Source organism: Streptococcus chosunensis, from assembly GCF_003626515.1.
In the GTDB taxonomy this organism is placed as follows: domain Bacteria; phylum Bacillota; class Bacilli; order Lactobacillales; family Streptococcaceae; genus Streptococcus; species Streptococcus chosunensis.
In genome coordinates this window covers 548,875-573,269 of record NZ_RBCK01000001.1, presented here as the reverse complement: position 1 = coordinate 573,269, position 24,395 = coordinate 548,875, and the positions used below count along the sequence as shown (strand labels likewise).

The following is a 24,395-nucleotide window of genomic DNA, read 5'->3' as shown; positions in this document are numbered from 1 at the left end:
CTTTTTAGTCTTTATAAGCTACGATACCAATGATGGTATCAACTGCACGTTCCATAGTCTGAAGGCTGACGTATTCAAAACGTCCATGCATATTTTCTCCTCCTGCAAAGATATTGGGAGTTGGGATTCCCATAAAGGAGATTTTAGAGCCGTCTGTCCCTCCACGGATTGGTTCGATTATAGGAGTAATCCCCAAATCTTCCATAACTGCTTTGGCAATGGTAATTGGAGTCATATCTTTTTCAATGACTTCTTTCATATTGTAGTACTGGTCTGTCAAGTTTAGGGTGACACGGTCGCTACCAAGTTCTTGATTCATCTTATCAGTGATAGACTGCATTGTTGCTTTACGAGCTTCAAAGGCATCTTTTTCAAAATCACGAATGATGTAGCTTGCACGCGCCTCTTCGACACTACCTGTCACATCCATTAGGTGGTAGAATCCTTGGTAACCTTCTGTTAACTCGGGTCGGTCATTCTCTGGAAGTTGATTATGAAAATCAATTGCTAGCTGAAGGGCGTTGACCATCTGACCTTTGGCAGTACCAGGGTGGACATTGCGTCCTTGAAAATGCAATTCAGCACCCGCTGCTGAAAAGGTCTCGTACTGAAGCTCACCTAGTGGCCCACCATCAACTGTGTAGGCAAAATCAACATCAAAATCTTCTGCATCAAATTTATTAGCACCAACACCGATTTCTTCATCTGGACCAAAACCAACACGAATCTCACAGTGCTTGATTTCAGGATGGGCAGTCAGATATTCAATGGCAGTCATAATCTCAGCAATTCCTGACTTGTCATCAGCTCCTAGCAAGGTTGTTCCATCTGTTGTGATGAGTGTTTGTCCTGGATATTTCTCAAGACTCTTAAAGTCAGCTGGATCGAGTTTGAAACCAGAATTTCCAAGTTTAATCACACCACCATCGTAGTTTTCAATTAGCTGTGGATTGACTCCTTCGGCATTAAAGTCAGCAGTATCCATATGGGAGATGAAGCCAATTTTACGTGTTAAAGACGGATCATTGGCTGGCAAGGTACCAATCGCAAAACCATTTGGAAGGTAGTAGACGTTTTGCAGTCCGACACGTTTCATTTCAGGGATAAGAACATTGGTTGCGAAATCAACCTGACTCTGTGTACTTGGAGTAGTAGTAGAGTGTTCATCAGAGCGCGTGTTGACCTTAACGTAGGTTAAAAAGCGGTCCAAGAGATTGGGATAAGTCATAAAAAACTCCTTTTGAATTCATTTTTTCCATTGTATCATAGAAAAGAGAGAAAAACAAAAGACTGAAGTTAGGGAAATTCGCTATGTTGGCGTTTACTTATCAACGAATTAATGATAAAATAAACTTGATAAAAATATCACAAGGAAGCGATTATGAAAAAAGCAATTTTAATGATGACTTTCGGTTCACCAGAAGAGATTACCTTTGAAGGTGTGGCTGATTTTTTCACAAATATTCGTCGTGGAGTGAGACCTCAAGACCACGAGATTCAAACTCTCTATGATAATTATGTACTTATTGGAGGTACGCCTCTGCAAAAAATTACTCGAGAAGAGGTTGCCTTGGTAGAATCTAGGCTGGGGAATGAGTACAGTGTCTATTTTGCCAATAAGTTTTCTAGACCCTTTATTCCAGATGTGATTGGTCAGATGGAAGCAGACGGAATCGAGCAGTGTATTTGCTTGATTTTAGAACCTCATTATTCTTTCTACTCTGTCATGGGCTATGAAAAATTTTTAGAAAGCAAACAAATTAAATTTTTAGTTATCAAGGACTGGTATCAAGAAGAAGCGCTCTTAAACTATTGGGCAGATGAAATTGCTAAGATTTTAAAAGAAGAAGTAAAGCAGGATAGATTTAAAGTCATCTTTTCAGCCCATAGTGTACCCATTTTTGCCTTGGATTTTGGTGACCCCTATATCGACCAAATTTTCGAAAATAGCAAGCTAGTCGCTGAAAAACTAGGTTTGAGTTCCGAGCAATATACTAATACTTGGCAAAGTGAAAGTGATATCGGGATTCCATGGATTAAACCAGATGTTTTAGAGTATCTCAGAGAACAGAAAGAACATCCAGACCATTATATTTTTGTTCCTATCAGCTTCATCAGCGAGCATATTGAAGTCTTGTTTGACAACGATGTGGAATGTTATGACTTGTGTCAGGAATTTGGGGTGAACTATCATCGTCCACCAATGCCAAATACAGATTCTCGTTTGATTGATGCCTTGGTCAATACAGTCAGAGCCAATGAACATCAAGAATTTAAGGAATTTCTCCCAGAAGAAGAAACCTTTGATGAGTTAGTTCCTTCAGATGAGACTAAAAATATTTTGGCCGAATCTGAAGATTTACAAATGCCGGAATTTGTGAAAAAACTGATTGAGAAAAAAGGTCGGGAAAATGTTAAGATGCCTTATCTTATTAAGAAAATGCTTGAAAAAGCAGGCAAGTTACCGAAAGAGTAAAGAAAAAAGGATTTAGCATTGCGCTAGATCCTTTTAATTGATTATTTTTTCTCAAGAAGAGCTTTGATTTCCTGAAGTACTTCCAACTCAGTTGGACCAGCTGGAGCTTCTTCAGCTTCTTCTTTCTTAGTAAGGCTTTGAGCTTTTTCAATACCTTTGATAACGAAGAAGAGAACAGTACCGATAACTAGGAAGTTGATAACAGCACTCAAGAATTTACCATATGTAACACCATTCCAAGCAAGCTCAGCGATGTTTTGTACTTTCGCAGCTTCCAAGGCTGGATTCAAAATAAGTGGAGTGATGATATCGTTAACAAGTGATGTAACGATTGCACCAAAAGCAGTAGCAATGATTACACCGACAGCAAGGTCAACAACGTTACCACGAAGCAAAAATGCTTTAAGATCTTTTAACATTTTCATAATTTCCTTTCAAAAAATTTTTACACTTAATTATATATTAATTAAGAAGTTCTTGCAAGCTATATGTTTAAAATTTTTCTTATTTTTTAAAAATAAATACCTTACTAAAAATGTAATTGAGGATAATTATTAAGAATTGTGCAATAACTGTTTCAATACTATTCACCCTATTAATATTATAATTTACGAACTGACCAATAATATCAGGAAACTGAGTTACAAAGAGAAAAGTTAAAAACAAGTCTAAAAGAAAAGTAGAAAGACGTGCTAGAGAAAATTTCACTAAACGTCTTGGCCAATTCTTCCTTTCTTGCTTAAATACAATCCTATCATTTGTAATAAATGCAAAGAGGATACCGATACTATTTGCTAGTCCAGTAGCAAGGAGTTCTCTATGAGTTAGTTGATAAATGACTAATCTAGATAGAATGGAGACAAGAGTAGTAGCTATACCAAAAAAAAGATAGGCTAAGAGCTCATTCACGAAGAGACTTTGAATGCGTTTTTTCATGCTTTTAGTATAGCATAAAGCAGGCTATTGTGCTATACTAGTAAGGTTGATTCAAGCAACCCTTGGTGCTTAGCTTCTTTCACCAAGCATATTATACGCGGGAAACCGCCAAAGGAGAAAAGATGAAAAAATTAACCATTCGTGATGTAGCAGATATTGCAATCGTTGCTGCTATCTATGTCGTTTTAACTGTCACACCACCCCTAAATGCCATTAGCTACGGTGCTTATCAGTTCCGCATTTCAGAAATGATGAACTTTATGGCTTTTTACAATCCAAAGTACATTATCGGTGTTACTATCGGTTGTATGATTGCCAATTTCTTTAGCTTCGGAATGCTAGATGTCTTTGTTGGTGGTGGATCAACCTTAGTATTCCTCAGTCTAGGTGTTTGGCTTTTTGCAAAATACAGCAAGGATTATCTTTTTAACGGATTGATTCGAAAAGATCATTTCTTCTTCTCAATCCTCTTTTCAATTTCTATGTTTACTATCGCTGCCGAGTTGAATATCGTAGCGCAATTACCATTTTTCCTTACTTGGTTTACAACAGGGATTGGTGAATTTGCCTCATTAATTATTGGTGCGATTATCATTGGAAAAATTGGTCGTCGAATTGATTTAAGCAAATAGAAGAAGATAAGCTAGGTAGCTCTTACCTGGTTTTTTCTTATGGAAAATTTCTAAGGAAACTTGACAAGTTTTTCTAACTATAGTATACTTCTTAAGTAAGCTGATTTAGCTCAGTTGGCAGAGCGCATCCATGGTAAGGATGAGGTCGCCGGTTCAATCCCGGCAATTAGCATAAAGTAGACAGAAAAGCCCTTGATTTACAGGGGTTTTTGTTATGTCTACCCCAAATTTTTCAAGGATATTTCTTATTCAGCTGTGTAAATGAAACTAACACTCAATGATAATCAAAAAGCAAACTAGGAAGCTAGCCGCAGATTGCTCAAAGCACTGCTTTGAGGTTGTAGATAAGACTGACGAAGTCAGCTCAAAACATGTTTTTGAGGTTGTAGATGAAACTGATGAAGTCAGTAACCATACCTACGGTAAGGCGACGCTGACGAAGTTTGAAGAGATTTTCGAAGAGCATAAAGAGTTTCGTCTGTTGACAAAAGTCATTCTCTTTAGTAGAATAGAAGATGCGATGAGTCGATAGGTAGTCTTCGGACTACTATTGAGCATAAGGAGGTCATAACGCAGGAGCGGACCTTGATGAGTTGTGTGAACCTGCTCATCACATGAAGATGCCTCTTAGTCCCTGGTCTAGCGACTGGGGATTTTTATTTTCTAAAAAATGATGAAAAAGCTTTGCAATTCATGGAAAAAGTAGTATAATACATCTATTATAGAAATTTTTAGAAAATTCCGAAAGAGGTTATTTATGGGATATACAGTTGCTGTAGTCGGCGCGACAGGTGCTGTCGGAGCTCAGATGATAAAAATGTTGGAAGAATCAACACTTCCAATCGATAAAATTCGTTTACTTGCTTCTGCACGTTCAGCAGGCAAGACTTTGAAATTTAAAGATCAAGATATTACGATTGAAGAAACAACTGAAACAGCTTTTGAGGGAGTTGACATTGCTCTCTTTTCAGCAGGTGGTTCTACATCAGCTAAATATGCACCATACGCAGTTAAAGCTGGTGCGGTAGTAGTAGATAATACATCTTACTTCCGTCAAAATCCAGATGTTCCTTTGGTTGTTCCAGAGGTCAATGCTCATGCACTTGATGCCCACAACGGGATTATTGCCTGCCCTAACTGTTCAACAATCCAAATGATGGTGGCTCTTGAGCCAGTTCGCCAAAAATGGGGATTGGACCGTATCATTGTTTCAACTTACCAAGCCGTTTCAGGTGCTGGTATGGGAGCGATTCTTGAGACACAACATGAACTTCGTGAAGTTTTGAATGATGGTGTGAATCCACGTGATTTGCATGCGGAAATCTTGCCTTCAGGTGGCGACAAGAAACACTATCCTATCGCCTTCAATGCTCTTCCACAAATCGATGTCTTCACTGACAATGATTACACTTACGAAGAGATGAAAATGACTAAGGAAACTAAGAAAATTATGGAAGATGATAGCATTGCAGTATCTGCAACATGTGTGCGTATTCCAGTCTTGTCAGCCCACTCTGAGTCTGTTTACATCGAAACAAAAGAAGTAGCTCCAATCGAAGAAGTAAAAGCAGCTATCGCAGCCTTCCCAGGTGCTGTCCTTGAAGATGATGTAGCTCATCAAATCTATCCTCAAGCTATCAATGCAGTGGGTTCACGCGATACCTTTGTTGGTCGTATCCGTAAAGACTTGGATGCCGAAAAAGGAATTCACATGTGGGTTGTTTCAGATAACCTTCTTAAAGGTGCTGCTTGGAACTCAGTTCAGATTGCAGAAACTCTTCATGAACGTGGTTTGGTTCGTCCAACTTCCGAATTGAAATTTGAATTAAAATAGTCATATCGTTTAGGAGTTCAGATGAACTCCTTCTTTGAAATAGAGAGGTGTTTCTCATGTCTTATCAAGATTTAAAAGAGTGTAAAATCATCACAGCTTTCATTACTCCTTTTCATGATGATGGTTCTATCAATTTTGATGCTATTCCAGCCTTGATTGAGCATTTGCTGGCTCATCATACGGATGGGATTCTCCTTGCTGGTACAACAGCTGAAAGTCCAACCTTAACTCACGATGAAGAGTTGGAACTGTTTGCAGCTGTACAGAAAGTTGTCAATGGACGTGTTCCTTTGATTGCGGGTGTAGGTACCAATGATACGCGTGACTCTATTGAGTTTGTCAAAGAAGTAGCTGACTTTGGTGGTTTCGCAGCTGGGCTTGCTATTGTTCCTTACTACAACAAACCTTCTCAAGAAGGAATGTATCAGCATTTTAAAGCCATTGCAGATGCTTCTGACTTGCCTATTATTATCTATAACATTCCTGGGCGTGTGGTTGTTGAGCTAACTCCAGAAACCATGCTTCGTTTGGCTGACCATCCAAATATTATCGGTGTCAAAGAATGTACGAGCTTGGCTAATATGGCTTATTTGATTGAACACAAGCCAGAGGAGTTTTTGATTTATACTGGTGAGGATGGAGATGCTTTCCATGCCATGAACCTTGGTGCGGATGGGGTTATTTCTGTTGCCTCCCATACAAATGGGGATGAAATGCACGAGATGTTTATGGCCATTGAAGAAAGCGATATGAAGAAAGCCGCAGCTATTCAGCGTAAATTCATCCCTAAGGTTAATGCCCTCTTCTCTTATCCAAGTCCTGCTCCAGTTAAGGCCGTTCTTAACTACATGGGATTTGAAGCTGGACCGACTCGTCTACCTCTAGTTCCAGCACCAGAAGAAGATGCCAAACGCATTATCAAGGTTGTCGTAGATGGCGACTACGAAGCAACTAAAGCAACTGTAACAGGTGTCTTAAGACCAGATTATTAATGACGACAATAAAATCCATGACCGAATGAACGATCATGGATTTCTTATTTTCCTAAACAGAATTGGCTAAAGAGTTGGGTGATGAGTTCATCAGGAGCCGCATCACCTGTGATTTCACCGAGTATTTCCCAAGTACGAGTCAAATCAACTTGAAGCAAATCAACAGGCATCCCCAGTTCAAGACCTTCATTAACAGCTTGTAGGCTTTCAACAGCCTTCTCAATCAAGGAAATGTGACGGGCATTTGATAGGTAGGTTGCGTCTTGCTCAACCAAACCAGCATTTTCAAAGAAGAGGTTGTTGATTTTCTCTTCAATCTTATCAATGTTTTGGTTTTTAAGGACTGAAATGCGGATGACATCTTCTGGAAGTTCCTCGGTTTCGATGGCCTCAGGCAGGTCTGTTTTATTAAGTAAAATAATGCGATTGGTTTCTTGACTAATTTCAAGCAGTTGTCTGTCTTGGGAGGTCAGTGGCTCGCTAGCATTTAGCACTAGAAGAACTAAGTCGGCTTCCTTAAGAGCTTTTTTCGAACGCTCAACTCCAATTTGTTCGACGATGTCATCTGTTTCACGAATGCCAGCTGTGTCAATCAATTTTAGAGGGACACCGTTGATGTTGACGTATTCTTCGATAACATCACGTGTCGTACCAGCAATATCTGTCACGATAGCCTTGTCTTCACGCAGGAGGTTGTTGAGAAGGCTTGATTTCCCAACGTTGGGACGACCGATAATGGCAGTGGAAATTCCTTCACGAAGGATTTTACCACGACGGGCTGTTCTAAGGAGATTAGTTAGTAATTGCTCAAACTCCATAGTCTTCTCTCGGACAACAGCAGTAGTCGCTTCCTCAACATCGTCATACTCAGGATAGTCGATATTGACCTCAACTTGGGCAAGTGTGTTAAGGATTTCTTGACGGGTATTATTAATGAGGTCAGAAAGGGAACCATCCAATTGTTTGACCGCAATGTTCATGGCCTTGTCAGTCTTAGCACGGATGATATCCATCACTGCTTCAGCCTGTGTCAAGTCTACACGACCGTTTAGAAAGGCACGTTTGGTAAATTCACCAGGTTCTGCCAACCGAGCTCCTTCACGAATCGCTAGCTGGAGAATTTCATTGGTCACCGCAATCCCACCGTGGGTGTTGATCTCGATAATATCCTCACGAGTGAAGGTTTTTGGAGATTTCATAGCTCCAACCATAACTTCGTCCATGACCTTCCCTGTCTGCGGGTCAATAATGTGACCGTAGTTGAGGGTATGGCTTGCAACCTTGCTCAAGTCTTTTCCTTTAAAAATCTTTTGCGCAATGGCAAAACTATCTGTTCCGCTCAGGCGGACAATACCAATGGCTCCTTCACCTAGTGGAGTAGAGATAGCAGCGATGGTATCAAATTCACGTGTAATCATAATATTTCCTTTAATTAATAGATCTTGTCTTGGAAATTTTTCCAAGTATCCTTTCAAATTGTAACAAATTTAGGCTATTTCTTCAATGAATGCTACTTGGAGATTGAAAAAGCCTAAGCAATTCTGCTTAAGCTAGCTTATTTTGTGCGCATTTCCCCTTGTGGGAAGTAAGTTCCTTCAGGCATGTCGTTGATGATGACATGGACAGCAGACTGAGGGGCTCCAGTGTTGCGGACAACAGCTTCTGTTACTTCCTTAGCAAGAGCTTTCTTTTGCTCGAGCGTGCGTCCTTCAAATAAATCGATGCGTACAAATGGCATAATAGCTTCCTCCACTAGTTTTTGATTTCTTCTATTTTACCACATTTTGCCGTTTAAAGCTTAAGAAAATTATGATATACTAGAATGTAGCAATAATTTAGAAATGGACGTGAAGCAAGAAACATGGCACAGTTGTATTATCGTTATGGGACCATGAACTCTGGAAAGACAATCGAGATTCTCAAGGTGGCCTATAACTACGAGGAGCAAGGAAAAGGTGTTGTGATTATGACCTCGGCTCTGGATACGCGTGACGGTATTGGCTATGTGTCGAGTCGGATTGGCATGAAGCGCCCAGCTATTGCGATTGAGGAAACGACGGATATCTTCGGGTATATCCGAGACCTATCAGAAAAACCTTACTGTGTGCTGGTCGATGAGGCCCAGTTTCTCAAACGTCACCATGTTTACGACCTAGCTCGTGTTGTCGATGAGCTAGACATACCTGTCATGGCTTTTGGTTTAAAAAATGACTTTCGCAATGAATTGTTCGAAGGTTCCAAATATCTCTTGCTCTTAGCAGATAAGATTGACGAAATCAAAACCATCTGCCAGTATTGTAAGAAAAAGGCGACTATGGTCTTGCGTACACAGGATGGATTGCCTGTTTACGATGGAGAACAGATCCAGATAGGTGGTAATGAAACCTATATCTCAGTTTGCCGTAAACATTATTTTGCACCTGAAATCAATAAGGAGAATGAAGAAAAATGAACATCTATGATCAACTACAAGCTGTAGAAGACCGTTATGAAGAATTAGGAGAATTACTGAGTGACCCAGATGTAGTTTCTGACACCAAGCGTTTCATGGAACTTTCAAAAGAGGAAGCTTCAAGTCGTGATACGGTGACGGCTTACCGAGAATACAAACAAGTCCTTCAAAACATCGTTGATGCTGAGGAGATGATTAAGGAATCAGGCGGAGATGCTGACTTGGAAGAAATGGCCAAGCAAGAACTCAAAGATGCCAAGGCTGAAAAAGAAGAATACGAAGAAAAACTAAAAATCTTGCTCCTTCCAAAGGATCCAAACGATGACAAGAATATCATCCTAGAAATCCGTGGAGCAGCTGGTGGTGATGAAGCAGCACTTTTCGCTGGTGACCTCCTAACCATGTACCAAAAGTATGCGGAAGCCCAAGGTTGGCGCTTTGAAGTTATGGAAGCCTCTATGAATGGTGTCGGTGGTTTCAAAGAAGTGGTTGCCATGGTTTCAGGTCAGTCTGTATACTCTAAACTCAAGTATGAATCTGGGGCCCACCGTGTGCAACGTGTCCCTGTGACAGAAAGTCAAGGCCGTGTTCATACTTCGACAGCGACAGTGCTTGTTATGCCTGAAGTAGAAGAAGTTGAATACGATATTGATCCAAAAGACCTTCGTGTTGACATCTATCACGCCTCTGGTGCTGGTGGACAGAACGTTAATAAGGTTGCTACTGCCGTTCGTATCGTTCACTTGCCAACCAATATCAAGGTTGAAATGCAGGAAGAACGTACCCAGCAGAAGAACCGTGAGAAGGCCATGAAAATCATCCGTGCCCGTGTGGCTGACCACTTTGCTCAGATTGCTCAGGATGAACAAGACGCTGAGCGTAAGTCGACAATCGGTACTGGTGACCGTTCAGAACGGATTCGTACTTATAACTTCCCACAAAACCGTGTCACAGACCACCGTATCGGCCTAACCCTCCAAAAATTAGATACGATTTTGTCTGGTAAATTGGATGAAGTCGTAGATGCCTTGGTGCTCTATGACCAAACACAAAAATTAGAAGAATTAAACAAATAATGAAATTAGCTCAATTATTTTCAGGTTTTGAAGAAGAGTTGATAAGACAAGGAGAGGAAGCTGAAAGCCTCTCTTTTGTCTATCGTAGCCTGAAAAACCTCACTTTTACAGACTTTGTTTTTGCCCTCCAGCAAGAGGTAAACGAGGAAGAAAAAAAATTTATAGAAGAAATTTTCCAGCAGTTAGCAGCTCATAAGTCAGCCCAGTATATCATTGGTCATGCAGATTTCTTTGGAATGCAGTTAAAAGTTGATGAGCGGGTTCTGATTCCTCGTCCAGAGACTGAGGAGTTGGTGGAACTTATCCTGGATGAAAATCCTGAGACGAATCTTTCAGTTCTTGATATTGGGACTGGAAGTGGAGCCATTGCCCTTGCATTAGCAAAAAACAGACCAGCTTGGTCGGTGACGGCAGCAGATATTTCCCAAGAGGCCCTTGCCCTTGCGTCCGAGAACGCTAGAAATCAAAAATTTAATATATTTTTTAAAAAATCGGATTGTTTTGCAGAAATTTCTGAAAAATATGATATAATTGTATCCAATCCACCCTATATCTCTCGTGAAGATGAGTCAGAGGTAGGCTTGAATGTTTTGCACTCAGAACCTCATCTAGCCCTCTTTGCAGACGAGGATGGCCTAGCTATTTACCGTAGAATTGCGGAAGATGCAAAGGACTATCTCAAGGATGGTGGTAAGATTTACCTTGAAATTGGATACAAGCAAGGACAAAGTGTTCCAGAACTTTTTAGGAAACATCTTCCTGAAAAACGAGTACGAACACTCAAGGACCAGTTTGGTCAAGATAGGATGGTTGTCGTTGATGATAAACAAGATTAGAAAAGAGTTAGAAAAGGGAGGGGCTGTTGTTCTGCCTACTGAGACAGTTTACGGTCTTTTTGCTAAGGCTCTAGACGAAAAAGCAGTTGATCATGTATACCAACTCAAACGTCGTCCTAGAGATAAGGCGCTCAATCTAAATATCGCCTCTCTAGAGGACATATTGCACTTTTCAAAGAATCAGCCAGCTTATCTACCAAAACTTGTCGAGATCTTTTTACCAGGTCCCTTGACCCTTATTCTCGAAGCCAATGACAGAGTTCCTTATTGGGTCAACTCTGGCCTTGCAACTGTTGGATTTCGGATGCCGAGTCACCCTATCACACTGGATTTGATTCGAGAGACAGGTCCCTTGATTGGACCTTCTGCCAATATCTCGGGGCAGGCAAGCGGAGTGACCTTTGATCAAATTCTAGAGGATTTTGACCAAGAGGTTCTGGGTCTTAAAGACGATGATTTTCTAACTGGACAGGATTCAACTATTTTGGATTTTTCTGGTGACAAGGTAAAAATCTTACGCCAAGGGGCGATTAAGCGAGAAGATATTCTTGCTCAGTTGCCAGAGATTTCTTTTGAGGAGGAATGAGATGCTAAGAAATTTAAGAGAAACTGATGTGAAAGCTATATGTGACATTAACCAAGAAGCTTTGGGCTATTCTTTTAGTCAAGAGGAGACAGCTAGTCAACTAACTAGATTATCTCAAGATGAACATCATTTCCTACTTGGCTATGAGGATGCAGCTAGTCATGCCTTGCTTGGATATGTCCACGCTGAGATTTACGAATCCCTTTATTCCAAAGCAGGATTTAATATTTTAGCCTTAGCAGTTTCACCTCAAGCGCAAGGTCAAGGTATCGGTAAAAGCTTACTGCAAGGGTTGGAGAAAGAAGCAAAAAGACGTGATTATGGGTTCATCCGCTTAAACTCTGCCGATCATCGTCTGGGAGCTCATGCATTTTATGAAAAAGTTGGTTATACTTGTGATAAAGTGCAGAAGCGGTTTATTCGCATCTTTTAGTTTATTTTCTTAGACTAAAGGACCTGTCACACTATAAAGGAGAAGACCTATGATTTTTGACAAAGATGATTTTAAAGCATACGATGCTGATCTCTGGAATGCTATTGCCAAAGAAGAAGAACGCCAACAAAACAACATTGAGTTGATTGCTTCGGAAAACGTTGTTTCCAAGGCTGTTATGGCTGCTCAAGGGTCTATCTTGACGAATAAATACGCCGAAGGCTACCCAGGACGCCGTTATTATGGTGGAACAGATGTAGTAGACGTGGTAGAATCTCTAGCTATTGAACGCGCAAAAGAAATTTTCGGTGCAAAATTTGCTAATGTCCAACCACACTCAGGAAGTCAAGCCAACTGTGCGGCATACATGGCCTTGATTGAGCCTGGCGATACGGTTATGGGAATGGATTTGGCTGCAGGTGGTCACTTGACTCATGGGGCTCCTGTTAGCTTCTCAGGTCAAACCTACAACTTTGTTTCTTATAGTGTGGATCCTGAAACGGAACTCTTAGACTTTGATGCTATCTTGAAACAAGCTCAAGAAGTCAAACCAAAACTGATTGTAGCAGGTGCTTCAGCCTATTCTCAAATTATCGACTTCTCAAAATTCCGTGAAATTGCAGATGCTGTTGGGGCTAAGCTTATGGTTGATATGGCCCATATCGCTGGTTTGGTTGCAGCTGGTCTTCACCCGAGCCCAGTTCCATACGCTCATATCACCACAACAACAACCCACAAAACCCTTCGTGGACCTCGTGGTGGTTTGATTTTGACTAATGACGAAGAACTTGCCAAGAAAATCAATTCAGCTATTTTCCCAGGTATTCAGGGTGGTCCTTTGGAGCATGTTGTTGCTGCTAAGGCAGTTTCCTTCAAAGAAGTTTTGGATCCAGCCTTCAAGGAATATGCTTCCAATGTTATCAAGAACAGCAAGGCTATGGCGGATGTCTTCTTGCAAGACCCTGATTTCCGTATCATTTCTGGCGGAACTGAAAACCACCTCTTCCTAGTGGATGTGACTAAGGTTGTAGAAAACGGAAAAGTTGCTCAAAACTTGCTGGATGAAGTTAATATTACCCTAAATAAAAACTCAATCCCTTACGAAAGCTTGTCACCATTCAAGACAAGTGGGATTCGTATCGGAGCAGCAGCCATTACTGCACGTGGATTTGGTGAAGAAGAAAGTCGCAAAGTAGCTGAACTCATCATTAAAACTCTTAAGAATGCAGAAAATGAGGCTGTCTTAGAAGAAGTGAGAAGTGCAGTCAAAGAATTAACAGATGCCTTCCCATTATACGAGGACTAATACTTTTATGGACATTTATATTAAGAAAGCTATTATCCATCAGTTCAGTCCGGATGATACCGAGCTGTTTCTAGCGGATAAGTTTCTCAATATTACTCCAAAAATCGAAGAATACCTGCGCAAGAAAATTGAACGTGTGTATTCAGATGAAGCCAAGACTGGGATTTTCGAAGAAGAAAATCCCTTCTTCAATCACATCACAGACGATTTGTTGGAGACATCAGTAACGATGGCTAATCTCTGGAAAGAAGAGTTTAGTATTTCTGAAAATCTCAAGACCAATGACTTGATTTTTGTGCAATTTACTAAAGAAGGTGTAGAACATTTCGCTTTCTTACGAATTGCCCTACGGGAGACCTTGACCCATCTTGGAGGAGAAGTTGATAATCCAATCAAGCTAACTCAGAATAACTTGCCTGGATTTGGAACGGGGGCTGATGAGGCCTTGGTGGTCAATCTTCAAAGTCGCAAGTACCACCTGATTGAGAAACGAATTAAGTACAATGGAACTTTTTTGAACTACTTTTCAGACAATCTTCTTGCTGTCGCTCCTAAGATTTCTCCTAAGAAATCTATCAAAGAACTGGAAAAAACAGCTCAGAGGATTGCTGAATCTTTTAATACAGATGATTTTCAATTTCAATCTAAGGTCAAATCAGCCATTTTTAACAACCTAGAAGAAAGCAATGAATTGTCACCAGAAAAATTGGCCAACGACCTTTTTGACAACAATTTGACGGCTCGATTAAGCTTTATTGATCAAGTTAAAGATGCTGTACCAGAACCAGTCCAGTTTGATGAAATTGATGCCAGTCGTCAGCTTAAAAAATTTGAAAACCAAAAACTTTCCTTGTCAAATGGAATTGAGCTCATCGTTCCCAATAACATCTATCAAGACGCCGAGTCTGTTGAGTTTATCCAAAATGACAATGGAACCTACTCTATCTTAATCAAAAATATCGAGGATATCCAAAGTAAATAATGTTTAAACGAATTCGAAGAGTGCTTGTACTAGCAGTCTTCCTTTTTGCTGGCTATAAAGCTTACCGTGTTCACCAGGATGTCAAGCAAGTCATGACCTATCAACCCATGGTGCGAGAAATCTTGAGTGAAAAAGACACCCCAGCAAACGAAGAGCTTGTGCTCGCTATGATTTATACTGAAACAAAAGGAAAAGAAGGAGATGTTATGCAGTCTAGTGAATCTGCAAGTGGTTCCACCAACACTATCAATGATAATGCCTCTAGCATTCGGCAAGGCATTCAAACTCTGACAGATAATCTTTATCTGGCCCAGAAGAAGGGGGTAGATGTTTGGACAGCTGTCCAAGCCTATAATTTTGGACCTGCTTATATCGATTTTATTGCCCAAAATGGCAAGGAAAATACCCTAGCACTGGCAAAACAGTACTCTCGTGATACTGTTGCTCCCTTGCTTGGCAATACCACTGGAAAGACTTATAGTTATATTCACCCCATTTCCATTTTTCACGGTGCCGAACTCTATGTAAATGGAGGAAACTATTATTATTCTAGACAGGTGCAACTCAACCTTTACATCATTAAAACTTTCACTCTCTTTTCGACATCTGGCTAGTCCAGGTGTTTTTGCTATAAGTTTTCTTTAAGATAGATATATTACTCTAGAAAGGTAAAGGAGGAAATTCCCTATGAGAAAGAAACTCTTTCTGACCAGTGCTGCGGTCTTGTGGGCAGTAACAGCTATGAATAGCGTCCATGCAGCAACAGATGTTCAAAAAGTCATCGATGAAACCTACGTTCAACCTGAATATGTCCTAGGTTCATCTCTATCTGAAGACCAAAAAAATCAAACCCTAAAGAAACTTGGCTACAATGCCTCAACAGATACCAAAGAACTCAAGACTATGACACCTGATGTCTATTCTAAAATCATGAATGTGGCCAATGACTCTAGTTTACAGTTGTATTCATCAGCCAAGATTCAAAAGCTAGGTGACAAATCGCCACTTGAGGTTAAGATTGAAACACCAGAAAACATCACTAAGGTGACTCAGGATATGTACCGAAATGCAGCCGTAACTTTGGGTGTGGAACACGCTAAAATCACTGTAGCAGCCCCTATTCCAGTTACAGGTGAGAGTGCCTTAGCAGGGATTTACTATTCGCTAGAAGCTAATGGAGCCAAGGTGCCGCAAGCCAATAAAGACTTGGCTCAAGAAGAGCTAAAGGCTTTGTCAGATATAAATGCTGAAAACAAGGACAAGTCAGGCTATGATGCTAATAAATTAAACGTTGCCCTAGCCGATATCAAGTCAGGACTCGCCAAAGCTAAAGAAAGTAAGGGAAATCTGACGGAGGAAGATGTCCGCAAAATCGTTGAAGATACCTTGAAAAATTACAAACTTGATCAGGTTATAACAGGAAACCAAATCAATATCATCATCAATTTTGCTTTGAATCTCTCAAAGAGTGATATCCTCAGCAATGCAGACTTCACTAAAACCCTAAATGACCTTAAACAAAGTATCGTATCACAAGCTGGCGACAGTTTTAAAAATATCAACCTTAACTTTGATGCTGATAAGGCGCTAGAGGACGGCGGTAATTTCCTAAGCTCCCTCTGGCAAGCCATTGTCAACTTCTTCAAGAGTTTTGGTTCTTAAGAAATTTCATGGTATAATAGATGGTAACCGTAACGTTGCCGTCTTTTTTGTCGGCCAATAGAAAGAGAAGAGAATGTTAAAGAAAAATGATATTGTAGAAGTTGAAATTGTTGACTTGACCCATGAAGGTGCAGGAGTGGCCAAGGTGGATGGTTTGGTCTTTTTTGTAGAGAATGCTTTACCGAGTGAAAAAATCCTCATGCGTGCCCTCAAGGTTAATAAAAAGATTGGTTTTGGGAAGGTTGAAGAATACCTTGTTCAATCACCACACCGTAATCAAGATCTAGATTTGGCTTACCTGCGTTCAGGAATCGCTGATTTAGGTCATCTTGCCTATCCAGAACAGCTCAAATTTAAAACCAAGCAAGTCAAGGACAGTCTCTACAAGATTGCAGGAATTACTAATATAGAGGTTACTGAAACGCTTGGTATGGAAAATCCAATCAAGTACCGCAACAAGGCACAGATCCCTGTACGTAGAGTGAATGGTGTTTTGGAAACAGGATTTTTCCGTAAGAATTCCCATGACCTCATGCCTCTTGAAGATTTCTTTATCCAAGATCCTGTGATTGATGAGGTAGTAGTAGGTCTACGTGACTGGCTCCGCCGTTATGATTTGAAACCTTATGATGAAAAGGAACAATCTGGCTTGATTCGAAACCTTGTGGTACGTCGTGGGCATTACTCAGGACAAATCATGGTTATTTTGGTAACAACTCGACCTAAAGTTTTCCGTGTTGACCAATTGATTGAACAATTAATCAAGCAGTTCCCAGAGATTGTGTCGATTATGCAAAATATTAATGACCAGAACACCAATGCTATTTTTGGCAAGGAGTGGCGTACGCTTTATGGACAAGACTTTATCACTGACCAGATGTTGGGAAATGACTACCAAATCGCTGGACCAGCATTTTACCAAGTCAATACTGAAATGGCTGAAAAACTTTATCAAACAGCCATTGACTTTACTGAATTAAAAGAAGATGATGTGGTCATTGATGCCTATTCCGGTATAGGAACGATTGGCCTCTCTGTTGCAAAACATGTCAAAGAAGTTTATGGTGTTGAGCTAATTCCAGAAGCGGTTGAAAATAGCAAGAAGAATGCCCAACTGAACCATATTTCAAACGCCAGCTATGTCTGTGACACAGCTGAAAACGCAATGAAGACTTGGCTTAAAGAAGGAATTCATCCAACCGTCATCTTGGTTGACCCACCACGCAAGGGCTTAACCGAGAGCTTTATCAAAACTAGTACCCAAACAGGAGCAGACCGCATCGCCTATATCTCCTGCAATGTCGCTACTATGGCGCGTGATATCAAACTCTACCAAGAATTGGGATACGATTTGAAGAAAGTCCAGCCGGTGGATCTTTTTCCACAAACGCATCACGTTGAGTGCGTGAGCTTGTTGGAGAAACGCAGTTAATCCTCAAATGGTTTCCCAAAACTTTTGAATCCGCCCGTTGGATAGGACTCGTAAAGTAAGTAGGAAATATGATGAGATGATACAGAGAGCCTGAATTGGTCAGGTGACGTGCTTATTTACATTAGACAGATAATGAAAATGGAGAGATTATCGATGGTTATATTGGAATTGTACCAAAATAATTATTCTAAAGATTTAGTCGCATTTGATTCCATAGAAGATGGGAAAGCCTTTGTAGCTCAAATCCCGGGATACACTCTGGAAACAGAAGATAGTTTTGAAGTGGAGTATTTTAATCCTAAAAACATACCGGATTATATGGAAATTATTTTTAACGGAAATATTGTTCCTTTATCTAAATTTATGTTCGATCCTGAGGAAAATGTAGACATTATTTGGAAAGAGATTTCAAATTTATCCCTCAAAAACGATAGAGTGATTGAAGGATATTCAAAAATCGATGCATATGTCGTTAACAACCATGAAGTTAAAGTCTATGTCGAAACAAGAGAAACGAACTATCGTAAAGCAAAAGACTTCTTAGAAAGCCGCGGATATGAAGTAGACAGAAGCTTTTTCGGAAGTGAAGACGGCGAAGCGGTTCTCTAAAGAAAAAAAGGGAGCGAAGATTGGCATTTCTTGTGTCACTTAGACCCAATGTTTGTAGAGATTGAAGATGTAGAAAGATATGTTGAAGAAGAGGTGGGAGTGATTCAATAGTCAATCAAAGTTCCTTGTGAGTATGTACCTTTGCTAGTAAAAGCGTCAAAACGTTGTAACTAAGAGGGTTAAGAAAATCCTTGAGTGTAAGCCTTCTTCTTGTTTAGAGGGAAATTATTAGAGTAGCCTCTCATAATTTATACTAGATTTGATAACTTATTTGAAACAGATTTTATTTCTATAAATACTGTGAAAATTTTTTAATACCAAAGATTTAAAGTTACTGTGTTAAAAATCCTCTCCACTTTTAAACTAATGTATTATAAAAGCCAGTTGACACAAGTGTTACACCTGTGATAGAATTAACTAGAGGTGAAGAAAATGGCAACTGATAAAAATAGAATAATGATTAGCTTGGATGATAAAAATCTAGAGAAACTTGAAAATTTAGTAGAAGATGCTAGAGATAGAAGAGGAATGCGACTAACAAAGTCCCAGGTTATTGAATTACTCCTAAATACTGTTGATTATTTCGATGATATTATGGGAGCTATTTACTCAAAAAAATAACAGCAAAATGCTATTATTTTTTTACAGAAAAGTACAACACTAGTGATGCAGGAGTGATAAAATGGTTGTTTATATTAGACAAAGCAAACTACCAAGTGAAGTTTCAATTAATAAATACAATGCTCAAGTAGGTGCCTACTTACAGGGAGAAGAAGTTATTTTATATCAATCTTTTTCTGAAATAAAACAGTTAACAAGTAAAGATATAGTTGTAGATTATATAATGGAGACTAGAGCATTACTAAAAATGATGGGGTTAAACGTTCCGGTCTATGACTATCCTATTGAGTTTAAAGAGTTTTATGGTCGAAAGATTTATGAAGGTGTTTTGGGAGAGATTGTAAATATACCTGATAATTGGGGAAAATTTATTAAGCCTAAAGCTGGTTCAAAAGTCTTTACTGGAAGAGTTATTAACGGAACCCGTGAGTTGATAGGTATTGGTTTACCTTTTGACTATCCTATATGGATTAGTGAGGTTGTAGAATTCATAGCAGAATGGCGTTGTTTTGTTTTAGATGGTTGCGTATTAGATGTTCGACCCTATACAGGTGATTATCATGCACAATTTGATCCTAGTGTAATTGATGAAGCCATATCATGTTGGAAAGATGCGCCAATAGCTTATGGACTAGATATCGGTGTTACTAGTGATGGTAGGACACTTGTTGTTGAAGTAAATGATGGTTATGCATTGGGAAATTATGGCCTATCTCCTTTAAAATCAATCAATTTTCATAAAGCTAGATGGAAAGAAATGGTAAAACCTTATTTTGAAAAAAACGATGTATTTACTATGCCTGAAAATGAAAATATAAGTTTCTAAAAGGAACAGAAGTAAATCTGTATTTAACTGCAACTAGTAAGTTGCAGTTTTTTATTTTGAATAATGATATAATAGGATAAGAAAATAATGAAAACGCTATATATTTGAAAATTGTTTAGAAAGTAGAAAGTATGAAAACAATTGATATTATTATTAAATCATTAACTTAAATTATAACAAAGGAGTACTAACATGCCGAAATATACCGACGAAGATATTAGAAAATTAAATAAAATCACATTAAAAATTGCTGGTGATTATTTAGGTATAAGTTCACAGGCAGTTGCTATAGGTCTTAGAAATAATCTTCTTCCAATTGGTTTTGCTATTCATAACGAAGAAAGAGATAGACGTTTCACTGAGAGTTGGTCATATCATATTATCGCTGAAAGAATGATTTCTTACAACCACGGAAAACTATCAGAGATCCGTGTTGAGAATATTGAAACTAGTTTAGATAAAATTATAGAGGAATTTAACGGTTTAAAACAAGATTTACTTTTTATATTAAGCGAAAATGCAGAAGTGAAGAATTAGAAGTTTTTGAATTTGCATTTTCGCTTGGTAAATATAAAAACGGTGATGTAAAATATAAGGGTAAAGGTGTTTCAAATGAAGATGATAAAGACCTTTTCTAGAGAGGAACTCTATGAAGAAATCTGGGAGATAAGTGCAAAACAAGTTTCATTGAAATATGATTTAAGTTATTCTGACTTACTCAAGAAATGTAAAGAATTTGAAATTCCAATTCCAAAGGGTAGTTATTGGTATCGTAAGAATACTGGACAAGACTTAAGTGAACTTATCGTTCCATTACCACAAAATGACATAAATGAGGTTCATATTGATAGAAAAAGTTTAAAGAACAGTAGAATTAAAGCTGCTAAACATAAAGAAGAGAGTTCGGAAGATAAAAATAAAGATATTTTTAAACTTGATACAACCAGTATAAGAAGTTCATTATCATTTATAGAGGACGATAAAATAGAGCGTATTATTGAAGCCGTTTCAAACCTAAACCAGTCTCCAAATAAGAGATTACATAAATCTGTAGCTAATCTAAGAGATAAAATCGCAGAGTGGAATAAGAGGGAAAAAGCTGCTTCCTATCCTTACTTTGATTCTAGGCACAGATATAATGATTTGAAAGAACCTAAATTTGTAAAAAGTATTTCACTAAATTCTCTTCCACGTTTATATCGCTTTTTAGATTCACTAGTTACTGTTATTGAAAAAATCGGTGATAATGTAACTTCAAATTGGGATATTCAAATTGAAAAGGATATTGTTCGTTTTGAAGTTATAGAATCAACAGACAAAGTAAGTCATGAATTAACAAAAGAAGAAGCTAAAGAACTAGCAGAGTACAATGATAGCGTTAAGTTTAATGGATATGCTTTTAAACCAAGAATAAAGAAGTATGACTATATACCAAATGGAAAATTTCGATTTAAGATAATAGATGGTAAATACATTAAAGATACTAAAGAATTCACACTTGAACAATCAATACCAGAAATAATTGTTTTAATTTACCAAGAGTATTATAAAGTTAAGAACTTACGACTTGAACGTGAAGAGAGAGAAAGACTATACGAAGAAGAACAAGAGCGAAAAAGAAAATTACAAAATAGAATCGAAGATGAGAAGAAGCGGACAATGTCTCTTCTTAATATGCTAGAAGATTTTCAAACAGCAAATGATTTAAGACTGATGGCTGATAAACTGGAGATAGCGGGGAAGCTTAGTAAAGAAGAAATTGATTGGATTAGATCCAAGGCTGACTGGATAGACCCAATAGTTTCTTCAACAGATGAATTACTAGGAATTAGAAATCATGAAAATTCTAGAGAACAAAAAGAACAATATCTAAGTGAGAAAAGGTACTACTGGTAAATTTGTTTTTATAGAGCATAGTGTTATTGGAGTAAATGATTAACTATTGTAGTAATAAATCATTTTACACATTTATTTGAAATAGGCATTTGGTACAAGACAGTATATACTTTCGTTCTATAATATAGAAGTTTACTAGCACCACATGTTGAGGCGGTATCACTGCTTGTTCAAACTGATTTAACAAGTATTTATCTAGTGAAAGCCCTACAGTAAGGAGTTTAAATATGAAATTCCATGAATTTGGTGATAAGAATTTGCCTTCTATCTTGCTGATACATGGCGGTGGCAGTTCTTGGTGGAATTATCTTCGTCAAGCACGGATCTTGTCGGTGGAGTATCGTGTCATTCTACCCACCTTGAATGGCCATGGCGAAGAATATCAACTTGATTATGTTTCTACTGAAGATTCTGCTTTGGAGATTCTAGACTATATCAAAGCAAACTGTGGTGGGAAATTGTTTGCGATTGGTGGTGTTTCACTTGGTGGTCAAATTGCCATGGAGCTTTTGTCTTTAGACAGTGAAATTGCTGAGAAGGCCATAATAGATGGAAGCCTCTGTATTCCTCAACCAAGTTTAGCTAAAATCAGCATCTTTCTAGTGTCTCTATTTGGTAAACTGATGTTCAATAAATTCTCTTGTAAACTTCAGTTAAGCATGATGAACAAACTCTATCCTAAACTGGCTTATCCAGAGGAAATAAAAGCTTATTATTTGGAAGATTTGCCAAGGACGCCTGTCAAAACATTGGTGACAATTTACAAAAACTATATGGGATGTTACAAGCTGAAAGATATGATTTCTGCTAGCAAGGCTCAGGTTTTGTATATCTATGGTGAAAAAGAATTGAACTGTGTGAAAGAATCAGCGAAATTATTTCATCAGCTACATTCAAATACAATTTGGTATGAAGCAAAGGGGTATAACCACGGTTATTTATCAGCTTACCTGCCTTATGAGTGGATTGATTTGGTGGTGCCATTTTTAAAGAGTGATTCATTAGAAATGTGTAACGAATCTGAAATGTCATAAGGAGGAAACGGATGCTAGGAGCAATTATTGGAGATATTGTAGGTTCAGTTTACGAATGGAACAATATCAAAACGAAGGACCTTTCCTTTATTTTGGAAAGACTGCTTTTTTACAGATAATACGGTAAGTTCGAACCGCTGAGTGTGTGAGTTTGTTAGCGAAACGTAGCTAATCCTCAGAATAAAGAAACTAAAACTCCATTATTTAGAAATGAAAACCTAAACTGTTTTTAAGGAGGTGTTATATTGATAGAAAGCAGACCTGAGTTTGATAAAATCGCATCCTTTGATGAGTTTAATAACTACTATTGGTATCGTGATGAACTTTCACAGATATGCAAGTCATTAGAACTTGAATATAGAGGGACAAAACAGGAACTAAATGATATTATTGAGCAGTACTTTAAGGGTAATTTGATTAAAAAATCATCAATAAAAAGGAAAAAGAAACAAGTAGAAGCTATTAGCTTAGATACACTTTTGCTTGAATGTGGATTCTCTTTTAACACTCACTTTAGAGAATATTTCTCAACTTTAACAGGTGTTTCGCCATTTAAATTTACTGCTGATATGGCTACAGCTTGGAGAAAAGTAAAAAGAGAAAATGATTTGAGTTTTACAATCCAAGATATGCTAAAAGTCTATTATGGAAATTCAGATTATGCCAAGTATGATCATTCGGTTTGTCAATGGAATCAGTTTTTAAAGGATTTCTGTGCAGACGAAAATAGTCGAACCTACTCGAACAAACTAAAAGTAGCTTCTATTCTTTGGAAAGAAGTTAGAAATTCAAGTAATGAAAAAATTTATTCAAAGAATCTTTTGACCGAATATGCTGATAGAATAAACGAGTATAGGAAGTAGAAATATCAGTCTAAACCAAGAGTTCACAAGGAGGAATACCATGCTAGGAGCAATTATTGGAGATATTGTAGGTTCAGTTTACGAATGGAACAATATCAAAACGAAGGATTTTCCTTTATTTCGTGAGGATTGTTTTTTCACGGATGATACGGTTATGACCTGTGCTGTGGCAGAAGCCATCATGAATGGTGGTCTGGAGGATGACTTTATTGATGCTATGAAGAAATACAGCAAAATGTATCCCGATGCGGGCTACGGTGCTCGGTTTAGTAGTTGGATCAATAGTGACAATCGTGAGCCTTATAATAGCTTTGGAAATGGATCTGCTATGCGTGTTTCTCCCTGTGCTTGGCTTATGGACTGTGGCTTTTGTGCAAGAACTGGTATGATACCATCAACTAGAAAGCTTGCACGACTTTCAGCAGAAGTCACCCATAATCATCCAGAAGGTATCAAAGGAGCCATGGCGACAACTGATGCTATCTTTCTGTGTCGTTATTACTTTGGAGGTTATTGCGGAGATTATGAGCAACCAATCAATGACAATCCTACAGAGTGTAAAAGACGGATTAAGGATTATATAGAGAAGACATATGGCTACAATCTATCTCAAACTTTAGATGAAATCCGCCCTAACTATCGTTTTAACGAAACATGTCAAGAAACTGTCCCTCAAGCCATTATTGCCTTTCTTGAAAGTAGAGACTTCGAAGATGCGATAAGGAATGCTATCTCACTTGGTGGCGATAGTGATACACTGGCTGCAATTACTGGCAGCATAGCAGAGGCAGCTTATGGTATTCCTGATTGGATAAAGGATAAGGTCTATTCTTACTTGGATAACCCCTTAAAGGATGTAGTCATTAGATGGGAAAATAGAATAAAATTATATTAATCTCCAGTACGTCAGA

General features: G+C 38.5%; 27 protein-coding genes, 1 tRNA gene, 2 pseudogenes and 1 riboswitch. Of the genes and pseudogenes, 25 read left to right on the top strand and 5 right to left on the bottom strand.

Features of this window, described 5'->3' with window-relative positions:
* Positions 1 to 4: 4 nt before the first annotated feature.
* Positions 5 to 1,228 (bottom strand): peptidase T, encoded by a 1,224-nt coding sequence (gene pepT / locus D7D54_RS02770; RefSeq protein ID WP_020901339.1) that lies wholly within the window; start codon positions 1,226 to 1,228, stop codon positions 5 to 7.
* 153 nt (positions 1,229 to 1,381) lie between these two features.
* Between pepT and hemH the strand changes: the two genes are divergently transcribed.
* Positions 1,382 to 2,476 (top strand): ferrochelatase, encoded by a 1,095-nt coding sequence (hemH, locus tag D7D54_RS02765; RefSeq protein WP_020901340.1) that lies wholly within the window; start codon positions 1,382 to 1,384, stop codon positions 2,474 to 2,476.
* Positions 2,477 to 2,517: 41 nt separating this feature from the next.
* On the opposite strand, the gene mscL is transcribed toward hemH, so the two are convergent.
* Positions 2,518 to 2,895: a large conductance mechanosensitive channel protein MscL gene (gene mscL / locus D7D54_RS02760; RefSeq protein ID WP_020901341.1), complete on the bottom strand. Its 378-nt coding sequence runs from the start codon at positions 2,893 to 2,895 to the stop codon at positions 2,518 to 2,520.
* An 85-nt stretch (positions 2,896 to 2,980) separates the two neighbouring features.
* Entirely contained in the window at positions 2,981 to 3,412 is a 432-nt protein-coding gene (locus D7D54_RS02755; RefSeq protein WP_020901342.1) for a GtrA family protein, read from the bottom strand.
* Between the two features lie 28 nt (positions 3,413 to 3,440).
* Positions 3,441 to 3,537, top strand: a riboswitch (PreQ1 riboswitch).
* Here D7D54_RS02755 and D7D54_RS02750 point away from each other — a divergent pair.
* The 5 genes from D7D54_RS02750 (at position 3,535) to dapA (ending at position 6,870) form a co-directional block, all read left to right on the top strand.
* Entirely contained in the window at positions 3,535 to 4,044 is a 510-nt protein-coding gene (locus tag D7D54_RS02750; RefSeq protein WP_020901343.1) for a QueT transporter family protein, read from the top strand. (Overlaps the previous riboswitch by 3 nt.)
* A 99-nt stretch (positions 4,045 to 4,143) precedes the next feature.
* Positions 4,144 to 4,216: transfer RNA gene (locus D7D54_RS02745), tRNA-Thr, on the top strand.
* Positions 4,217 to 4,321: 105 nt separating this feature from the next.
* A complete protein-coding gene (locus D7D54_RS02740; protein WP_020901344.1) occupies positions 4,322 to 4,576 on the top strand; it encodes a hypothetical protein in 255 nt (84 codons plus the stop codon).
* Between the two features lie 225 nt (positions 4,577 to 4,801).
* Positions 4,802 to 5,878 carry an aspartate-semialdehyde dehydrogenase gene (locus D7D54_RS02735; RefSeq protein ID WP_020901345.1) on the top strand — a complete coding sequence of 359 codons (1,077 nt, stop codon included), beginning with the start codon at positions 4,802 to 4,804 and terminating at the stop codon, positions 5,876 to 5,878.
* Positions 5,879 to 5,934: 56 nt separating this feature from the next.
* Complete coding sequence (gene dapA / locus D7D54_RS02730) at positions 5,935 to 6,870, top strand: 4-hydroxy-tetrahydrodipicolinate synthase (protein WP_020901346.1); 936 nt, start codon at positions 5,935 to 5,937, stop codon at positions 6,868 to 6,870.
* A gap of 44 nt (positions 6,871 to 6,914) precedes the next feature.
* On the opposite strand, the gene mnmE is transcribed toward dapA, so the two are convergent.
* On the bottom strand, positions 6,915 to 8,288 hold the full coding sequence (gene mnmE, locus D7D54_RS02725) for a tRNA uridine-5-carboxymethylaminomethyl(34) synthesis GTPase MnmE (RefSeq protein ID WP_020901347.1): 1,374 nt from the start codon (positions 8,286 to 8,288) through the stop codon (positions 6,915 to 6,917).
* A gap of 137 nt (positions 8,289 to 8,425) precedes the next feature.
* Positions 8,426 to 8,608: a 4-oxalocrotonate tautomerase gene (locus D7D54_RS02720; RefSeq protein ID WP_001117401.1), complete on the bottom strand. Its 183-nt coding sequence runs from the start codon at positions 8,606 to 8,608 to the stop codon at positions 8,426 to 8,428.
* 123 nt (positions 8,609 to 8,731) lie between these two features.
* Between D7D54_RS02720 and D7D54_RS02715 the strand changes: the two genes are divergently transcribed.
* From D7D54_RS02715 to D7D54_RS02625, 19 genes and pseudogenes are all read left to right on the top strand, one after another.
* Positions 8,732 to 9,322: a thymidine kinase gene (locus D7D54_RS02715; RefSeq protein WP_020901348.1), complete on the top strand. Its 591-nt coding sequence runs from the start codon at positions 8,732 to 8,734 to the stop codon at positions 9,320 to 9,322.
* Complete coding sequence (prfA, locus tag D7D54_RS02710) at positions 9,319 to 10,398, top strand: peptide chain release factor 1 (protein WP_001028807.1); 1,080 nt, start codon at positions 9,319 to 9,321, stop codon at positions 10,396 to 10,398. The genes D7D54_RS02715 and prfA overlap by 4 nt, the downstream gene beginning before the upstream one ends.
* Positions 10,398 to 11,234: a peptide chain release factor N(5)-glutamine methyltransferase gene (gene prmC / locus D7D54_RS02705; RefSeq protein WP_120718785.1), complete on the top strand. Its 837-nt coding sequence runs from the start codon at positions 10,398 to 10,400 to the stop codon at positions 11,232 to 11,234. Before prfA ends, prmC begins: the two co-directional genes overlap by 1 nt.
* The gene (locus D7D54_RS02700) at positions 11,218 to 11,820 is read left to right on the top strand and encodes an L-threonylcarbamoyladenylate synthase (RefSeq protein ID WP_020901349.1); all 603 of its coding nucleotides are present in this window, start codon (positions 11,218 to 11,220) and stop codon (positions 11,818 to 11,820) included. Before prmC ends, D7D54_RS02700 begins: the two co-directional genes overlap by 17 nt.
* 1 nt (position 11,821) lies before the next feature.
* Complete coding sequence (locus D7D54_RS02695) at positions 11,822 to 12,253, top strand: GNAT family N-acetyltransferase (protein ID WP_020901350.1); 432 nt, start codon at positions 11,822 to 11,824, stop codon at positions 12,251 to 12,253.
* Positions 12,254 to 12,302: 49 nt separating this feature from the next.
* Entirely contained in the window at positions 12,303 to 13,559 is a 1,257-nt protein-coding gene (glyA, locus tag D7D54_RS02690) for a serine hydroxymethyltransferase (protein WP_120718783.1), read from the top strand.
* 7 nt (positions 13,560 to 13,566) lie between these two features.
* Entirely contained in the window at positions 13,567 to 14,541 is a 975-nt protein-coding gene (locus tag D7D54_RS02685; RefSeq protein ID WP_020901351.1) for a nucleoid-associated protein, read from the top strand.
* The gene (pmp23, locus tag D7D54_RS02680) at positions 14,541 to 15,155 is read left to right on the top strand and encodes a cell wall hydrolase Pmp23 (RefSeq protein WP_020901352.1); all 615 of its coding nucleotides are present in this window, start codon (positions 14,541 to 14,543) and stop codon (positions 15,153 to 15,155) included. Before D7D54_RS02685 ends, pmp23 begins: the two co-directional genes overlap by 1 nt.
* Positions 15,156 to 15,228: 73 nt before the next feature.
* Complete coding sequence (locus D7D54_RS02675) at positions 15,229 to 16,203, top strand: DUF1002 domain-containing protein (RefSeq protein ID WP_001227769.1); 975 nt, start codon at positions 15,229 to 15,231, stop codon at positions 16,201 to 16,203.
* Positions 16,204 to 16,276: 73 nt separating this feature from the next.
* Entirely contained in the window at positions 16,277 to 17,635 is a 1,359-nt protein-coding gene (gene rlmD, locus D7D54_RS02670) for a 23S rRNA (uracil(1939)-C(5))-methyltransferase RlmD (protein WP_020901353.1), read from the top strand.
* A 153-nt stretch (positions 17,636 to 17,788) separates the two neighbouring features.
* Positions 17,789 to 18,355 (top strand): annotated as a pseudogene (locus D7D54_RS02665) (hypothetical protein).
* A 321-nt stretch (positions 18,356 to 18,676) separates the two neighbouring features.
* Positions 18,677 to 18,865 carry a hypothetical protein gene (locus D7D54_RS02660; RefSeq protein ID WP_000179769.1) on the top strand — a complete coding sequence of 63 codons (189 nt, stop codon included), beginning with the start codon at positions 18,677 to 18,679 and terminating at the stop codon, positions 18,863 to 18,865.
* A 61-nt stretch (positions 18,866 to 18,926) separates the two neighbouring features.
* Entirely contained in the window at positions 18,927 to 19,691 is a 765-nt protein-coding gene (locus D7D54_RS02655; protein ID WP_120718780.1) for an ATP-grasp domain-containing protein, read from the top strand.
* 192 nt (positions 19,692 to 19,883) lie between these two features.
* Positions 19,884 to 20,228 carry a hypothetical protein gene (locus tag D7D54_RS02650; protein ID WP_001127479.1) on the top strand — a complete coding sequence of 115 codons (345 nt, stop codon included), beginning with the start codon at positions 19,884 to 19,886 and terminating at the stop codon, positions 20,226 to 20,228.
* Positions 20,229 to 20,303: 75 nt separating this feature from the next.
* A complete protein-coding gene (locus D7D54_RS02645; RefSeq protein WP_120718779.1) occupies positions 20,304 to 21,587 on the top strand; it encodes a cellulose synthase in 1,284 nt (427 codons plus the stop codon).
* Between the two features lie 227 nt (positions 21,588 to 21,814).
* Entirely contained in the window at positions 21,815 to 22,621 is an 807-nt protein-coding gene (locus D7D54_RS02640) for an alpha/beta hydrolase (protein ID WP_020902855.1), read from the top strand.
* Between the two features lie 11 nt (positions 22,622 to 22,632).
* Positions 22,633 to 22,762 (top strand): annotated as a pseudogene (locus D7D54_RS09475) (ADP-ribosylglycohydrolase).
* 104 nt (positions 22,763 to 22,866) lie between these two features.
* Positions 22,867 to 23,484, top strand: coding sequence for an SAP domain-containing protein (locus D7D54_RS02630; protein WP_120718778.1), 618 nt, complete (start codon positions 22,867 to 22,869; stop codon positions 23,482 to 23,484).
* A 40-nt stretch (positions 23,485 to 23,524) separates the two neighbouring features.
* Positions 23,525 to 24,379, top strand: a complete 855-nt coding sequence (locus D7D54_RS02625) for an ADP-ribosylglycohydrolase family protein (protein ID WP_120718777.1) — start codon at positions 23,525 to 23,527, stop codon at positions 24,377 to 24,379.
* Positions 24,380 to 24,395: the final 16 nt, after the last annotated feature.

Bases quoted from the DNA above. Each gene is read 5' to 3' on its own strand.
- pepT (WP_020901339.1), bottom strand. From the start codon at position 1,228: ATGACTTATCCCAATCTCTTGGACCGCTTTTTAACCTACGTTAAGGTC.
- hemH (WP_020901340.1), top strand. From the start codon at position 1,382: ATGAAAAAAGCAATTTTAATGATGACTTTCGGTTCACCAGAAGAGATT.
- mscL (WP_020901341.1), bottom strand. From the start codon at position 2,895: ATGTTAAAAGATCTTAAAGCATTTTTGCTTCGTGGTAACGTTGTTGAC.
- D7D54_RS02755 (WP_020901342.1), bottom strand. From the start codon at position 3,412: ATGAAAAAACGCATTCAAAGTCTCTTCGTGAATGAGCTCTTAGCCTAT.
- D7D54_RS02750 (WP_020901343.1), top strand. From the start codon at position 3,535: ATGAAAAAATTAACCATTCGTGATGTAGCAGATATTGCAATCGTTGCT.
- D7D54_RS02740 (WP_020901344.1), top strand. From the start codon at position 4,322: ATGATAATCAAAAAGCAAACTAGGAAGCTAGCCGCAGATTGCTCAAAG.
- D7D54_RS02735 (WP_020901345.1), top strand. From the start codon at position 4,802: ATGGGATATACAGTTGCTGTAGTCGGCGCGACAGGTGCTGTCGGAGCT.
- dapA (WP_020901346.1), top strand. From the start codon at position 5,935: ATGTCTTATCAAGATTTAAAAGAGTGTAAAATCATCACAGCTTTCATT.
- mnmE (WP_020901347.1), bottom strand. From the start codon at position 8,288: ATGATTACACGTGAATTTGATACCATCGCTGCTATCTCTACTCCACTA.
- D7D54_RS02720 (WP_001117401.1), bottom strand. From the start codon at position 8,608: ATGCCATTTGTACGCATCGATTTATTTGAAGGACGCACGCTCGAGCAA.
- D7D54_RS02715 (WP_020901348.1), top strand. From the start codon at position 8,732: ATGGCACAGTTGTATTATCGTTATGGGACCATGAACTCTGGAAAGACA.
- prfA (WP_001028807.1), top strand. From the start codon at position 9,319: ATGAACATCTATGATCAACTACAAGCTGTAGAAGACCGTTATGAAGAA.
- prmC (WP_120718785.1), top strand. From the start codon at position 10,398: ATGAAATTAGCTCAATTATTTTCAGGTTTTGAAGAAGAGTTGATAAGA.
- D7D54_RS02700 (WP_020901349.1), top strand. From the start codon at position 11,218: ATGATAAACAAGATTAGAAAAGAGTTAGAAAAGGGAGGGGCTGTTGTT.
- D7D54_RS02695 (WP_020901350.1), top strand. From the start codon at position 11,822: ATGCTAAGAAATTTAAGAGAAACTGATGTGAAAGCTATATGTGACATT.
- glyA (WP_120718783.1), top strand. From the start codon at position 12,303: ATGATTTTTGACAAAGATGATTTTAAAGCATACGATGCTGATCTCTGG.
- D7D54_RS02685 (WP_020901351.1), top strand. From the start codon at position 13,567: ATGGACATTTATATTAAGAAAGCTATTATCCATCAGTTCAGTCCGGAT.
- pmp23 (WP_020901352.1), top strand. From the start codon at position 14,541: ATGTTTAAACGAATTCGAAGAGTGCTTGTACTAGCAGTCTTCCTTTTT.
- D7D54_RS02675 (WP_001227769.1), top strand. From the start codon at position 15,229: ATGAGAAAGAAACTCTTTCTGACCAGTGCTGCGGTCTTGTGGGCAGTA.
- rlmD (WP_020901353.1), top strand. From the start codon at position 16,277: ATGTTAAAGAAAAATGATATTGTAGAAGTTGAAATTGTTGACTTGACC.
- D7D54_RS02660 (WP_000179769.1), top strand. From the start codon at position 18,677: ATGGCAACTGATAAAAATAGAATAATGATTAGCTTGGATGATAAAAAT.
- D7D54_RS02655 (WP_120718780.1), top strand. From the start codon at position 18,927: ATGGTTGTTTATATTAGACAAAGCAAACTACCAAGTGAAGTTTCAATT.
- D7D54_RS02650 (WP_001127479.1), top strand. From the start codon at position 19,884: ATGCCGAAATATACCGACGAAGATATTAGAAAATTAAATAAAATCACA.
- D7D54_RS02645 (WP_120718779.1), top strand. From the start codon at position 20,304: ATGAAGATGATAAAGACCTTTTCTAGAGAGGAACTCTATGAAGAAATC.
- D7D54_RS02640 (WP_020902855.1), top strand. From the start codon at position 21,815: ATGAAATTCCATGAATTTGGTGATAAGAATTTGCCTTCTATCTTGCTG.
- D7D54_RS02625 (WP_120718777.1), top strand. From the start codon at position 23,525: ATGCTAGGAGCAATTATTGGAGATATTGTAGGTTCAGTTTACGAATGG.